Origin of the sequence: Clostridium sp. OS1-26 (assembly GCF_030915445.1) — a bacterium.
Classification (GTDB): Bacteria; Bacillota; Clostridia; order Clostridiales; family Clostridiaceae; genus Clostridium_AM.
Window position 1 is genome coordinate 1,145,426 of sequence record NZ_CP133264.1, and the last position, 15,966, is coordinate 1,161,391.

13 protein-coding genes are annotated in these 15,966 nt (G+C 27.8%); 2 read left to right on the top strand and 11 right to left on the bottom strand.

The features are described 5' to 3' along the window. Positions 1 to 146 precede the first annotated feature (146 nt). Both RCG18_RS05615 and RCG18_RS05620 read left to right on the top strand, forming a co-directional pair. Positions 147 to 686, top strand: coding sequence for a hypothetical protein (locus RCG18_RS05615; protein WP_308040418.1), 540 nt, complete (start codon positions 147 to 149; stop codon positions 684 to 686). A 173-nt stretch (positions 687 to 859) separates the two neighbouring features. Further along, positions 860 to 1,345 (top strand): hypothetical protein, encoded by a 486-nt coding sequence (locus RCG18_RS05620; protein ID WP_308040419.1) that lies wholly within the window; start codon positions 860 to 862, stop codon positions 1,343 to 1,345. A gap of 477 nt (positions 1,346 to 1,822) precedes the next feature. Here RCG18_RS05620 and RCG18_RS05625 read toward each other — a convergent pair whose 3' ends face one another. From RCG18_RS05625 to RCG18_RS05675, 11 genes are all read right to left on the bottom strand, one after another. Continuing rightward, a complete protein-coding gene (locus tag RCG18_RS05625; protein ID WP_308040420.1) occupies positions 1,823 to 2,128 on the bottom strand; it encodes a Tn7-like element transposition protein TnsE in 306 nt (101 codons plus the stop codon). Between the two features lie 242 nt (positions 2,129 to 2,370). Further along, entirely contained in the window at positions 2,371 to 2,523 is a 153-nt protein-coding gene (locus tag RCG18_RS05630; RefSeq protein ID WP_308040421.1) for a hypothetical protein, read from the bottom strand. A 13-nt stretch (positions 2,524 to 2,536) separates the two neighbouring features. Continuing rightward, the gene (locus RCG18_RS05635) at positions 2,537 to 3,187 is read right to left on the bottom strand and encodes a hypothetical protein (protein WP_308040422.1); all 651 of its coding nucleotides are present in this window, start codon (positions 3,185 to 3,187) and stop codon (positions 2,537 to 2,539) included. 987 nt (positions 3,188 to 4,174) lie between these two features. Further along, entirely contained in the window at positions 4,175 to 5,665 is a 1,491-nt protein-coding gene (locus RCG18_RS05640) for an Eco57I restriction-modification methylase domain-containing protein (protein ID WP_308040423.1), read from the bottom strand. A gap of 75 nt (positions 5,666 to 5,740) precedes the next feature. Beyond that, positions 5,741 to 6,466 carry an MAE_28990/MAE_18760 family HEPN-like nuclease gene (locus tag RCG18_RS05645; RefSeq protein ID WP_308040424.1) on the bottom strand — a complete coding sequence of 242 codons (726 nt, stop codon included), beginning with the start codon at positions 6,464 to 6,466 and terminating at the stop codon, positions 5,741 to 5,743. Next, positions 6,459 to 7,595 carry a DUF262 domain-containing protein gene (locus RCG18_RS05650; protein ID WP_308040425.1) on the bottom strand — a complete coding sequence of 379 codons (1,137 nt, stop codon included), beginning with the start codon at positions 7,593 to 7,595 and terminating at the stop codon, positions 6,459 to 6,461. Before RCG18_RS05650 ends, RCG18_RS05645 begins: the two co-directional genes overlap by 8 nt. A 77-nt stretch (positions 7,596 to 7,672) precedes the next feature. Then, positions 7,673 to 9,214, bottom strand: coding sequence for a Tn7-like element transposition protein TnsE (locus RCG18_RS05655; protein ID WP_308040426.1), 1,542 nt, complete (start codon positions 9,212 to 9,214; stop codon positions 7,673 to 7,675). Further along, on the bottom strand, positions 9,195 to 11,099 hold the full coding sequence (locus RCG18_RS05660) for a TnsD family transposase (protein ID WP_308040427.1): 1,905 nt from the start codon (positions 11,097 to 11,099) through the stop codon (positions 9,195 to 9,197). Before RCG18_RS05660 ends, RCG18_RS05655 begins: the two co-directional genes overlap by 20 nt. A gap of 61 nt (positions 11,100 to 11,160) precedes the next feature. Next, positions 11,161 to 12,849 (bottom strand): ATP-binding protein, encoded by a 1,689-nt coding sequence (locus RCG18_RS05665; protein WP_308040428.1) that lies wholly within the window; start codon positions 12,847 to 12,849, stop codon positions 11,161 to 11,163. Continuing rightward, entirely contained in the window at positions 12,830 to 14,992 is a 2,163-nt protein-coding gene (locus tag RCG18_RS05670; RefSeq protein WP_308040429.1) for a Mu transposase C-terminal domain-containing protein, read from the bottom strand. The genes RCG18_RS05665 and RCG18_RS05670 overlap by 20 nt, the downstream gene beginning before the upstream one ends. Further along, on the bottom strand, positions 14,989 to 15,828 hold the full coding sequence (locus RCG18_RS05675) for a TnsA endonuclease N-terminal domain-containing protein (protein ID WP_308040430.1): 840 nt from the start codon (positions 15,826 to 15,828) through the stop codon (positions 14,989 to 14,991). Before RCG18_RS05675 ends, RCG18_RS05670 begins: the two co-directional genes overlap by 4 nt. Between the last annotated feature and the right edge of the window lie 138 nt (positions 15,829 to 15,966).

Consider the following 15,966-nt stretch of genomic DNA (forward strand, 5'->3'; position numbering starts at 1 on the left):
AACAGCACTCAATGTAAATTAATATATTTAATTATGTTTTTTGTCATATGATGAAATATATATATTATTATAAACCTATTTACAAAAATGTATTACTATGGTAAAGTATGAATTGTAAAAATTTTAACAAAGAAAGGTGAGGAAAAATGCTAAAAAAAACAAAATTATTTTTTGTAGTAGCTTGTTTACTGCTATCATTTGCTCAAGCAACTCCTAACAAGACCTTCGCTGCTGAAATGACTTCACAGTCTCAATCAACAGTAAAAAATGATTATACTACTATTAAAACTTATGTACAAAAATTTTTTAATAGTCATAATGGTAAAGGTACTCTAAATGATCCTATTGAGTTGTATAATTTAAACAATAACTTACAAGCATTATTCTTTTCTAGTAACTCAGGTGGGTATTTAATAGTAAATTTAGCTGATTATACTATTCCAGAATTTTCACCAGTAGATAAAAATTCATTTATAACCGTTAATGGGAAAAAACACTTTTATAATGGCCCATTATCATATTTAGAAGAGGATAATAATGGACAAGTTATTGATTCTAAGACTAAGCAAAATAGGGGTTCATTGAAAAATTTAAAAGATCATGATATTTTCCAAAAAGGAACAATAATAGAACAATTAAGAGTTCAGAACACCTTATACCACCTGAAAATTCAGATTTATTTATAGGTAGTAACACTATACTCTCAGCCAATTCGTTATCTGATCTTAGTGGGAATTATGCAGTAACTTCAGCAGTAACGCCAACAGTAATTTCAATTACGAAGAGCTACACTATAAAAAATCAGTTATCTAATTATTTATATAACCCTGATGGTAGATGTTTTGTTACTGCTTCCGCAATGATGCTTGACTATTATGATCGTTACTATAATAACAACTTTATTCCATCTGATTTAGAAAGTCCTACTGGTAGAGCTTTAATTGATTATATAGTTGCTAACTATATCCCTACTAATAGTAGTTCCGGGGCACAGCTTACAGGATTGCAGAATTATGTAAATGCCCGAAATGTTGGCTATACTGTAGATCAAACTCCTTTGAAGTATGATCCTATTTCTGGTTATTATACTTTTGATCCAACTATTGCCGCGAACTCTATTAATAGCGATAAACCTTTTATAGTACAATTGACAAATGATTCAGTGTCAAAAGATGGCTCACTAAAATTTGGAAATCATGAAGTAGCAGCTTATGGATACGCTACTGTACAATATGATACTAATTCTTCACCAAACTATATGTATACTATAGTGAATGATGGTTGGGGACATACTTCGGTGTGGATAGATAAAAGATATCAAACTTATTTAACATATATTAGATAATTATTTTTAAGTAACCAATATTATTAAGGGTGCAGCCAACAGAGCCGATAAATCCCACGCTAAGAAATTTAGTTCCATAAGCCCTCGTTATTAGCACTATTCGTTAAGCCTTTAAAATAGCTGATTTATCACTAATTTTCAGTATTAAAACTATTAAAACAAAGTATCAAAACAACGTATATTTAACCTTTATGGTATTTATTTATAGATAATATTGGCTTAGAGTGAGTAAAAACTATGTTTTGTATCCAATTTATGACTTAACCTGGGTCTTGTCAGAAATGTTGCCAGCGCCCCTTAATAAGTTTTTCTTTTAGAGCTTTAACTTTTCATATATACGTTCTACTTTTTCATAAATACTCTTTTTTATATGCTTATTTCTATCTACCATTATTCCCTGATTGTATATTTTTTTATAACATCATTACTCCACTTACCGCTCTCCTCAACTAATCCTAATAATAATTTACTATAAATCTAATTCCACTTAGCACTATTGTTAGCTTTTAATAATAACATTGATAGAGCTCTACCTTCTCTCTCGACTTCAATTAAGCTATATTCTCTACCATCTATCATAACCATCTTTTCAATAGTATATCTTCTCTTAGTTATTCCATCACTTAGCCTTGAAAATCCCCTACTTCTTTTGCCTTCAGGAAGTTCACCAATAGTTATCTCTACAGATTTTACATCATGTCTTTTTTCTAACAATTTTAACACCTCTATAAACTCCTCTAATTCACCTTTTTCTTCTACATTAACTATGTTAGTAAACTCCACCCCTCTAATCAGATCTTGTCCGCCTATATTTGTTGTTATCCTAAACTTTTCATTTTCTAAAATATACTTTTTAGTGGTTTTATCTTCTTTAGTTCTTTAAATTTTTCTGCCACTTTTCACCTTGTTTATTCTAGGAACAGTCTCATATTCGTGTGTAATCAAAAATGTATTTATTTCATCTGGGCTTTTTGTAGCTCCATCTGCCCCTGAATCTAATTTTTTATTACTGTTGGTATTTTTATTTATATAAGTCTTTTTTTAGCTGCATTTGTGCTTATTGTTTCATCCAAACTTTGATGATATGTATTTACTTCTTCCACATTTATTCTCTTCTTTCTAAGAGACACTATTTCTAATACTCTAATGTATCTTTCCTTTCTCTCAACTTTTGTCATTACATTAAACTTATCAAAACTCTAATTCTCCTAACAGCCAAATATTTTCTCCTATAGAATTAAACATTTTAAACATTTTCGGATTTGTAAGTATCCACACTATATGATTTACTTTCTCACTTTTTAATAACTTTTCTTCATATTCAGACGTAAAATAAATATCTAGCTTACTTCCATTTATCTCATAAGTAAAATAATTCTCTAATGTATCCATTTCAACTATTCTATTTAACATAAACCTATCTGGTGCTAAAACAGCTCTTATTATTTCAATTATAGGTATTGTATATAAATTACCATTCTTAATAAAATTAAATGTCTTGGATTTCGTTTTATCTTTAAATCCACTTCCCGAATTTACCCAATCTCTTTCCTTATATTCCGCTTTAACACCATTTGAATTTATTTCTATAATATCTTCTTTTTCTAAAACTTCTCCATTATTTAAATTTCCATCAGTATAATATTTGTCAACTGATAAAAAGTGTATACTGGCCCAATCTAACATAATTCTTCTTGTAGCTTTAATACCTTTACTACCTTTAAAATATGTATTAACCATCCATTTGTTATTTTCTTTAAAAGGTTCTCCAATCCATGTTAGCCTTACTTTCTCTCCTTTTTCAAAAGGCCAATCTTTTATCTTAACTGCTTCCCTCCTCATATATACCCATGTTGTTTTCTACATTAATATAATCTACTATTTTTTCTTTTATCTTTTTAAAGTCTCTAGTTCTAATACCTGCAAGCGTCTGTATTTTCCACAGCTTTATATCTTCATCCTTTTTTAGTTTGTTATTTATTATATTTTTACATCTTCTTATTTGAAACTCTTCTACAGTTTCTGTTATATCATTTAAATATCTTTCTGTTTCTGGTAACTTATTAAGATTCTTTTCTAAATCAGCAAGTATTCCTAAAGATTTACCTATTTCAAATCCCTATATCCATTTTAAAATCTATTTAACCTCAAATTAAGTATTTTCAGGGCTTTAAGCTACTTTAAATTCGGCTTTATTTTCTATTTTCTTAACCATTACTCCTTCAACCTTTTCCCTACAAACAGATAAATCCCTGAACGGAAATACAGTGCCTCCTGCACTCTGTCCAAGGATTATGGAAAAACTTTATTATTCAGAGAAAAGGTTTATTATCTTAGAAAAGGATTTAAGCCACTAATGCACCTAGCTCTTTTTGCCATATAATCATCATACCTTTTTATAAGGCAAAAACCACACACTCTCACCTAAGTAAGAATGTGCAGTTTAATTATTTGTTCTATTTTTTGTTTTAATTTAAAGTTATATACACTACACATCTCAAGTATAGTATTTAGTTTCTTCTTTGCTTTTATTTAATCTTTGTTTTAATATTTCAAACTTTATTTTAAATCTGTGATTTTGTAAAAAAATTCAATCAAAATCATTGGGTAAAATCATTATTTACCATAAGAAAAAAAGAGCTAAGTTTTGAAAAAAAGATTGATCAAAAGTTAGCTTCTTATATTTCGATAACTATTTATTTTTGTAACAAAGTTTCATTAAAAATTAATACTAATACAACATAATTTCCTTATAGGTTCCAAGTCTCAAACAATAATAAAAGTATTCTATGAATAATATAATAAATTTGTATTCAAATTTTTAAAAATCTATGTGTCAAAATATTCATTGATTAATTCATTTATATCTTCTTTATTCAATTGTTTTTGCCTTATAAGTTTCTTACCTATATTTATTAAATCCTCTATTCCTGGAAAATACATTGAACTTAATTCAAATATATTAATTGTATGTGTTCCATTTATTAATAAATAATACTCAGAAAAGTAATCTGAAACAAGAAAAGCATACAATCCATAGCATTCTTCAATAGACATTTCTCTATTAAGTCCTTGAAAAAATATTAAGTTACTATCTATTCCTATTATTTCAGTTGAAAAGTATTCTTTCTGAAGTATTGCTCCTACTATAACTTTTTTATCATCTTTTGCAGTTACCTTTCTTAAAAGCAACCCATTTGTATTTCTAGTTAACCTCGACTTTATTTCACCAGAAATATATTTATATTTTTCATTTCTATTATTAAACAAAATAAGATTATCTTTTAAATCTGATGGTATTAAAAATGGAATATTGTTTTTGTCTGTTTTATTTTTACTTAAATATTCTAAATTTCTAAATTGAACAATTGGACCAACAATACACCTTATTCCTATGCTGGAAAGTTTCTTACCTCTCTTATGAAAGCTATTAATAACAGATAACGACTCTTTTGTAGTAGGAAGTACTATCATATGCTTGTCTTTATCAAACATCAATTTATTTATTGAGGTTGTAAATTTGCTTGATGAATTATATGATACTTTTATTCTACTATGCTCATAATTAACAATTCTAGTTATTATAACCTCTTGGTTTACTTCTTTAAATAAACTTCTGCTATCAAATGAATGTAAATTAGCTATTGAAAAATTATTTAGTATCCACCGTCTAAGTTTACAGGTATATTTCCCTACAAGATAATTTCTTGGTGTGAGAGTTATGTACTCCCCATTTTCCTTTAGAAGTTTTAGGCTAAGCGCAATAAATAAATGATACAAATTAGGCTGATCTGTTATTATATTACTCATTATACTCGCCTGAGCGTCAACTCTTTTTATTTTCTTATAAGGAGGATTCGAAATAATCAAATCAAATTTGTCTATTTCTTGTGTATTTTCATTACTCCAAGCACATTCGTTAAACAAAATAAAATCTTCATTAACAATTTTATACTCTAGATTACAATCATATGCATTTAAATATTCCTTAATCACTTTGATTATTGTAGAAAGAGAGTCACATATAATACTATCATTTTCGTATAAAGTAAGCATTATCTTTTTTATTTTTGTTCTTCTATTTAGTTCTAATATTAAAGTGAAAATTAACATCCCAAACCCAGCTGAAGGTTCAAGTATTTTTATTTCATTAAAAGATTTATACCTACTCATATTAATTAGTTCTACCATTTTGGTCGCAACATTACATGAAGTAAAAAATTGCGATTTTTTCTTCCTGGTATCTACATCAATATCTTTTATATATTTTTCTGTCTCATTTTCAATCATGTTTAAAATTTTTTGTTCAATTATATCCATAATTAATCACCCATATCCTATATCATCACTTATATAGTTTACTATAGGTGCAATAAAATTACTATATAGTAATTTTTAAATGACTTTATCCAAATAATGTTCATTCATTAAATAATCAATAAACATATTTTTTATAAGATCTAAAGCCCCTAATACACAATTATAATTTTCAACCCAATTTTTATAAGCAAAACTCACTTGTCCATTAGTTATATCTTTTTGTTTTGAAATTGAAAATTGATTGGAAGTAGATATATCACCGTGTGCAATCTCATTTCTTCTAGCGTAAAGAATACCTAATTCTGCCTTTGGAAATTCTCTGAAATTTTGTTTATCAATCAATATCTTGTCTAAATCTATACCTAATATTTCACATGTTTGATCTAATGTATCATGATTTAAAATATATTTATCCAATTTGGTTACATTTAAAATATTATCATTATTTTTATATATTTTATCAAAATTGCTTATTAATACTTTAGATTTTGATTTTTGACTTGAAATATGGTCTTCTAAATTGGTAACCAAGCACATAATTAAAAATTTTTTATTTATATCACTATTATCAATATCCATTGACTTTATTGTTTCAATTAATTTTTGAAAGCTAAATTTTAAAAAACCTTCATAATGAGCATATAAAGATGGAACAGTATTCCTAATAATCGTGAATTTATTAGGAATATTCGTTATTGAATCCAAAATCTCTTTTATTAAATATAATTCCTTCTTTCTAATAGATAACTCAGTATCCATGTCATTAATAAAAGCTTCTATTAATTCATCATTACTACTCATTTAAATTAAAAACCTCTTTTGCTTCTATTTTAGCTTCTTTAAGTCTTTGAATAACTTTTAAATTAGAAAGAGATTTTGATTGTTGATATTGTCCAGTTCCTTTTAATTTCTTAATTTTACTTACTATTAGATCTCTATCAGAATCTAGTATTGATATGTCATTAAGAACAGTTATACCCCATATTACAGTTTCAAAAACAAACCAATTAAAAGCTCCCTTAAATCTTTTAGCGCTATCATTATATACTTTAAAACCATATTCTTCATCTATATTACATTGTAAAAAATTGATTAACTTATGAAACACCTCTAAGTCTTTATTTATTTCATAATCCTCTTGTGAAATTATATCCTTTATAGCGTCATCTAAAAATTCATTTATTTCTATTGTATTTGATACCGAATCTAATTCCCTATAGTTTCTCATAACTATAAATCTTGTTAATATATCCATATCCATTCTAAGTTCTAATTTATTATCTGATAAACTTAATAAACTTTTAAAATTGTCACTCTTGCAAAAATTATCCATCTTGTTATAAACTTGTTCATTATACATTAATATAAGTGCATTTCGTATTTCTTGTGAACTTAAATGTGATCCACCTGTATTTAATCTTTTGAACAATTCATATTTTGAATTCTGCTCACTTCCATGTTTTAGAACAATTACTGGAAAAGTTGATCTTTTAAAATCAATTCTTGTAGAAACATCTAAACATTGACTAGGATCTTCTTTTGAATAATATTTCCCCTCTAATTTAGTTAAAATTTTTGCACTTTCAAGTTTCAGTGCTTCAATTTTTTCTCCTGTATCTATATCTCTTAGAATTCCAGCAAAATGGCATATTGTAGAAAGTCTTTGAACACCATCAATCACATCCCAAATACCATCTTCTCTTTGCAAAACAAAAATAGCCGGTATTGGATATCCTAATAAAATTGATTCAATAAAATTAGTTTCTTGTTGTGGATTCCATCTAAACAACCTTTGGAATGCTGGTTCTAAATTAACTTCTCTATTTTCATAAAGATTTATAATTTCACCAACAGACATTGTTAACTGGTTAGTATATATTTCACCTCTTTTAGCTATTAATTCATTTCGTAGATCTGTATATTGTTGCATTTATCCTACCTCCAGTACATAACTTAATTATTTATACAATCATTCAACTCTTGTTTCTTTAAATTATATTCTACATTTTATATTATTTCCCTCTTTAGTTTTCTGTATAAAAAATCTTCATTCTCATACGCTAATCTATTAATATGCTTAATTCTACAAACTGTACATTCTTTTTCTTTGGTTTTGTTTATTATTTCATTACTCCATTTACCACCTTCATCAACTAATTTTATTAACAATATTCTGTATATCCATTCCCAATTTATTTGTACATTTGCTTTTAATAATAACATCGATAAAGCTTTATCTTCTCTTTCAATCTCTATTAAACTATATTCTCTACCATCTATCATAGTTATCTTTCCAATAGCATATTTTCTCTTTGTTATCCCATCACTTAACCTTGAAAATCTCTTGCCTTTTTTCCCTTCTGGAAGTTCTCCAATGATTATCTCTACAAACTTCACATCATATCTTTTCTGTAATAGCCTTAGTATCTCCACAAACTCCTCTAATTCTCCTTTTTCTTCTATATTCTCTATACTAGTAAACTCTAATCCTTTAATTATATCTTGTCCCCCTATATCTGCTGTTGTTCTAAGCTTTTCATTTTCTGAAATGTACTTTTTAGTGTTTTCATCTTCTTTAGTTCTTTTGATTTTTCTTCCACTTTTCACCTTATTTATTCTAGGAACTGTTTCATATTCATGCGTAATCAAAAATGTATTAATTTCATCTGAGCTTTTGGTAGCTCCATCTGCTCCTGAATCTAATTCTCTATCACTGTTGGTATTTCTATTAATATAAGTCCTCTTTTTAATTTCATTTGCGCTTACTGTTTCATCTAAACTAGGATGATATATATTTACTTCTTCCACGTTTATTCTCTTTTTTCTAAGAGACACTATTTCTAACACTCTAATGTATGTTTCCTTTTTCTCAACTCTTGCCTTGATGTTAAATTTATCAAATAAGAAATCAAACTTTAATTCTCCTAATTGCCAAATGTTTTGCCCTATAGAATTAAACATTTTAAATATTTTAGGATTTGTAAGTATCCATGCTATATGATTTACTTTCTCACTTTTTAATAACTTTTCTTCATATTCAGACGCAAAATGAATATCTAGCTTACTTCCGTTTATCTCATAAGTAAAATAGTTCTCTAATGTATCCATTTCAACTATTCTATTTAACATAAATCTATCTGGTGCTAAAACAGCTCTTATTATTTCAATTATAGGTATTGTATACAAAATACCATTCTTAATAAAATTGAATGTCTTGGATTTCGTTTTATCTTTAAATTCACTTCCCGAATTGACCCAATCTCTTTCCTTATATTCTGCTTTAACACCATTTAAATTTATTTCTATAATATCTTCTTTTTCTAAAACTTCTCCATTATTTAAATTTCCATCAGTATAATATTTTTCTACTGATAAAAAGTGTATACTGGCCCAATCTAATGTAATTCTTCTTGTAACTTTACTACCTTTAAAATATGTATTAACCATCCATTTGTTATTTTCTTTAAAAGGTTCTCCAATCCATGTTAGCCTTACTTTTTCTCCTTTTTCGAAAGGCCAATCTTTTATCTTAACTGCTTCCCTTCTCATACATCCCCCTGTTGTTTTCTACATTAATATAATTCACTATTTTTTCTTTTACTTTTTTAAAATCTTTCGTTCTAATACCTGCAAGCCTCTGTATTTCCCACAGCTTTATATCTTCATCCTTTTGTAGTTTGTTATCTATTATATTTTTACATCTTCTTATTTGAAACTCTTCCACAGTTTCTGTTATATCCTTTAAATATTTTTCTGTTTCTGGTAACTTATTAAGATTCTTTTCTAAATCAGCAAGTATTCCTAAGGATTTGCCTATTCTAGATTTTGTTATTCTCATAGGAATATCTCTGCTTAAGAATTCTTTATACTTAGATTTCAACAAAGCTATAATCTCTTTATCTCTTTCATTCCAAGCTACTTTTTTATTATGGTTAATGCTCTTAGTTTTATTGGGTAGATTGTCATGTAGCCACTTTTTATCCCATCTATACAAATATATATATTCTTTTTTGCATATTTCTCTTAGCTTAGTCCTTGTTATTGTTGGATTTTCCTCTATGCTTTTTAAAATACCTTCTTTATATTTTTCTAATAAATCACTCTGCCTTATTTGTTCTTTATGTTCTAAATCAACTGCGTTTTTATATCTATTAAAATAGTTTATCCCTAATAAAGCATCAAACTTCCATATAGTTTTAGGGTCGCAATGCATAAGTCTGGCTAATTCTCTAAGTCCGTATTTTTCTTCTTTCAAGTATACTTTTAACCCGTCTTCCCATACCTTACCGAAGTTTTTTATTCTACCTATTTTATATTTATCAGTTTCATCTTTATCGGGACCTTTTCTTGAATACACAAAACCACAATCGCAGCTGAAAGTTCCAACTGGTAATCTAGTTTTATAATCTTCTGTTATCTTTAAATCCTTTACTCCGTTCATTCTATAATGATTTGCAATTCTATTTAGGCATGGCCATGGGCCTTCTCCAAATGGATTAAATTTTTTATTTATATCTTCAAAAAATCCTTCAATCTTACCCATTAAAAAGTTTATTAATAATAAATGCCTTATTGGGTGCACAGTTCTACTTAGATCTCTTGTAATTACTCTAAGCCAATTATATTCATCATCATTATCTATACTAGATTCCATTATTTTTAAAAATTCTTTCCCATAGAAAGCTATAAACTCTTCATGTAATTCTATTTGCTTTACCCTCATACTGGAAGTAGTTAGACCTCTTTTATATAACAGATTCTTATATTTTTCTAGTATTTTTTCTTTAGACACATTATCTAAATCTGCCTGTAATAGATAGTATGCATCCTTGGATATTTTGAGCAATTTATCTTCATAAGTTTTATTAATCAACCTTATATTTCTTAAATCTAGTAATTTTTCATTTAACCTTATAAACTCAATCCTACTTGAATTGCTCCTATCAACTCTATATTTCTTTAACTTCATTCCATGATGAGGACATACATACACACCTTGCAGCTGATGTTCTCTATGAATATACACCTCTCCATAGTCTTCTATTTCATTATTTGCACAATCCGGACAATAATATATGCCGTTTTTTCTGCATATACTTCCAGCTATAACTCCTAACTTTGTATAAAGCCCTTTACCATCTTTATATTTTATCTCTTTTATGATTTCCTTTTTCCTATCATTAGGTAAGAATGGACTATAGAACGGAAATACTGTGTGATTTTTCATAATATATTCTGAAGTATATTTCTCTCCTAAATTCTCTGCTAATCTACCTAAATTGCTTCCTATCTCTAGGCTTGGAATTATTGACCTACTTCCAAATAGCTCTTCTAACGTATCTTTACAGTCTGCATTACCGGTGTAATAGTGATATCTTGCTATTGCTGAATATATAAGTTCATCTTTATAAGGATCAGTAAAAAAATGTATCATGCCTTATATTCTCCTTTATAAATACACTTTTAACCATCCATTCCCCTTATATTTCTCTTGTTTACTTTATCATCAAAAATTCATCAACTGGATTTTTAATATAACCATTTCTCTTTAATACTTCATACGGATGCTCTTTAGCCCTTATTGCTGTTTCATACAAAGCTAATAATCCTTCTTTTTTAGGTTTATTTAGTTTTGCTAAGTTGTCACTTTTTATTTTTTCATTAAGTTCCATTGCTGCTTTTATTGCCATAGCTTTTATGGAATTATAATCTTCATCTATCGGTTGCTTTTGTACTAATTTTTCGACTAATTTCTTTATTTGTATATCCTCTAAATTATCAAATATCCCTATTGAACATAAATCCATGACTAAACTTTCTACAACACTTCTTCTCTTAAGTTCAATTGTATTATTTCTTTCTTTAAATAGTTCTTCTAATTTTCCATTTAACTCAATATCTTTCCTATAATTAAAAGCTATGTCATCTAAGTTTATTGAGATATCTTCATAGTTTCTAATTTCATTCCTATCATTATTTCTAAGAGCTTTTATCATAGGCTGAATCATATGAAGATCTTCCTTTGCAGTAGTTCTTAATATATCACAATTTATTTTTTCTTTTTCCCCACTTAATGCTCTTTCCTGTGCAAGTATAAATAAATTAACTGCAACTGCCGTTATTCCTTGGCATTCATCATAAAATGCATCCTTTATCTCATCTGTTAAAACAGTGTTTTCTTTTAAACATTGAAAATACCATAAGGTTTCTAGAAAAAAGTTCCATTCATCACTTTTCCTAGCCATTCTATCCCATATTATTGATCCTTCACTAGCTGCTCTTCTTGCCTGTCTGAAGTTACCTTTAAATATTTTTTGTGCATTATTTGTACCTATAAGTACAGTAGGAATACCTACAGTATTACTAAGAGTAACAAAGAAATTTAGCATTTCCTCCATATCATTTTTAGCATTAAGCAGCTGTTGGATTTCATCTATAACTAACACACCAATTCCATACATACTAGCTAAAGTAGTCATATGTAACATCATTGAAGAAGTAATTCTATTAGCATAGCCAAATTTCTCTAGGTACCTTGTTCCTAATAGATCATCTATGGCCTTAAAAAAACTCTTACATAAGGTAGCTAAGCTACCATCGTAGGGACAATCTATTTTAAGCCATACTATTTGAGTTCTACTAAAATTTTCACCCGCATATTCTTCATGTTTTATTATTTGAGGGTACATCAATAAAAGTCTTTCTATAGCTGTTGTCTTCCCAATTCCTGATATTCCTATAATTGATAAGCTATCAGCTGTGGATCTAATATGTTCCATTCTCTCATTAAGAACTTTTTCATTGGAACTTTCATCTCTTAATTCATTTAATATTCTCAATCTTTCTAAGAAAGTTTTATCTAAAGGATTTCTAGCTAAGTAACCACGCCTAATAAGTGATGATAACCTTCTTTCTAAGGTAATATGTATTGGTAAAGGCTGAATGAAATTTTTTGCTCGTTTTATGATGTGATATCTTAAATTTGAAGATTTAACTTTGTCTTTGTCTGTAATTATAGGAGATAATGTAAACCTATCTATTACCTCTTCATCAGAAAATATATGTGGTAACGCTTCTATAAAAGGATTCCCTTTGTATTCTTCTATTTCTTGTTCCTTATAATTAGCTTTTTCAGCATTACCTTTTAATATAATTATTCTTTCATTATTTTTCACGTCTCTCATCTCTTTTCTTTTTAAGCATTTCCATAATCCTATCCTTGCCAGTATCCTTCTTTTCTTCTAAGCTTTTATTAGAATTACATAGTTCAATTACTTCAGCAATCTTACCTTCACTTTTTACTTTTTCTCCAATTTTAAAAGCTTCGCATTCTCTATTAATTTCTTTTTCAACTGTTCTATTATTCTTTATGCCTTTAATCCTTTGATTTTTACTTAACCCATACTCTAATTCTTTTGATTTTGCTACTTTTGCTTCTTTAACTATTTTTTCTATTTCATTTTCTAAATCAATATCAATTTGATTTTGTTCTCTCAAGTGTTTATCCTTTAATTCAGCTAATAACTCTTGATTGAAAATTATTTCTTCTAATAAACAATCTTTGTACTGCATGCTTGTTTCTAATAAGTAACATTCTTCATAACCTAACCCATCATGATATGGAATATATATATTGTTGACATTTCTAGGATCATATACAATTTCAATACTTCTAACCTTTGACTTAACAAACCACTGTTCTTTAATTGCCTTATCAGAACTATAAAATAATCCTTTAAATTTAATTCCTGACCTTGAAACACTTGCTTTTCCTCTTGGAAGAATATTTAGTCTTAATATCTCTCTGTTAACAGTCTTTAATCTTCCTTTTTTGTTTTCAATTCCCCAGTTCCACAATTGAATTGGAATTGGTAATATCTCATCTTCTAGCATTTCTTTTTCAACAGGATATTTTTCTATAAGCTTGCTATTATGTTGTAATACAATATTTATATATATCCTTGTAAATTGCTCTAATGTTAGAGCCGAATTTAATCTATAGTCTTTATCCCCTCGTTTTCTAAATTCCTTTTCTATAGCTCCAGGTGATTTATGCTTTATTTTCCCATTTAGTGTCCTAAAATTTCTTTCTACTATGCCTTTTAAATCACCACGATAAGGAGAAGTATTCTCAACTTTAACATTCAAATTGTTAATTAAACTTTCTGGTAAATAACCCTCAAACTCACCTCTATCAGCTATTATGATATCCGGTAAATGTTTTGCTGGCCATTGACTTTCTGTTATTTCTATTCCATATCTTTTACAAAATTCAACCTTGTCAGCTAGCATATTATCTAGTGCCATCATAGCTCCAAGCCATGACGGTCCCTCTAGCCCTACATAAATTCCCGTAATCAACCTAGAATAAACATCTATTATTGCATAAACAATTGGTCTACCAATAATTCTCTTTGTATTTAAAGAACTTACTAGATACACATCTGCTATGGTTGCATCTATTTGAAATCTTGTTCCTGGACCATCGGTCTCAATCTTAGAATTACCTAGTAATGAACGATGTTTTAAATTAAATTCTTTCTCACTATCCCTTAATATAGTATCCTTTTTAACATCCTCAAACTTCTTAAACCAGTAATAAAATTGATTATATTTAGGTATTCTAGCGTTATCCCAAACAATATGTTTAATTTCATCATTTTCTTTGTATTCATCAGAATAAAAATCTCTAAGCATTAGAGTGTATGTTTCTCTTAAAGATATTTTTTTATTATTTCTATAATACTTATTTATAGCAAATTGAAAATGTCTTTTTACTTCATCAGTTACATTAATTCCTTCTATAAAATCTTCCAAATAGATTTCTCTTTTAGGTCTTCCCACTTTTAAATCCGTTAGTTTCTTTTCTTTGCCTTTTCCTCCAGAATTGACGTAGTCCGGTAATAAAGAGTTTTTATTCATTCCTCTTTGCCAATACCTACTAAACGCTTTTTTTACTTTTGTCAGACTCCAACCTGAACTGTTAGCTATTTCTTTAAGCTTATTTTCTCTATGATTTTTTTCTAAAAGCTCATATTTATTTGAATCCCAATACTTTTCAACAAAACTCCAATTCTCATTTCTTTTATTAATTTGAATTTCAGAAAGTTCTTTTTCATTAATTATTCTTGCGAATGGATCTTTAATCGTTATCAACTTTTCCCCATCAATTTCTTCTTCTAAAGTTTTTAATAGTTCTTTTTTAGGCATTGATGTTACTGCATCAACATTTACTACATACACATAGTCTTCGATAATATCAATAACTCTTATCCGTTCTCCGTTTTCTTCATCTATGTATTTAAAAACTGAATTAATTGATATCATATTACATCCACCTTTTTAATTGATTTTTCGCTTACCCTTATACTAGGTATAGATTTATTAACATCAATTTTTCTTGTTATGTCTATATCAATAATTTTGTTTATCACCAAGTGCTTAAATATTGAAAGGCTGCTTCCTCTTTCTAAACACATTTCAGTATCAAATTCACTACAGATAGTTCTCATAGATTTATGATTGTCTATTATCTTTCTTATAAATGCATACAATAAATCATTCAATTCCATTGCTTCAATGTTACTAAAAGAATCTATTGTCTTTATATCCTTATAATTGTGAACAAAACTTATATTATTTGCTATAACTTTGTTTATTTCTTCATTAGTAACTATTGCCCAATTGATCCCTTTACTTTCCCAATACTTCTGTTCAATATAAAATTTTTCTATAATTCTTCTATTCATAAGGTCATCTTTAGGTTTTATTGTTCTCGCAACCTCATAAGTTTCATTGTTGTGATTTATTGATATTAGAAAATCGGTTGTCATAACAATAAATTCTCCTGTTTTCGGGTTTTTAGGATGTTCTACTCCTAATTCTTTAGCAATAATTAATGTATCTTCAATTGGCAACAATGGGAATTGTTCTCTTATATCTTCCACTTCATCTGAAAATTCCAACAAATAAAAGCAGTCTCTTTCCATATCTGATAAAAATTCATGCTGTCTTCCTGTCTTTATTCCTTTAAGCCTAGTAGATCTACCTAATGAAGGCACATCTTGAATTCTAATCCAAGGTTTATATTCACTACCTTTACCACTTCCTCTGCCTTCCTTAAGCATTTTATCTATATTCAAATGCCTTTTTCTTTTAGCCATTTTTTCACCACCCTTTATAAAGCAAAAACTGCACACTCTCACCCTAAATGAGAATGTGCAGTTTATTACATTCTTATATTTATTTTAAATTTACTTATACTACATTCTCAAAATATAGCATATCCATAACAAATATTT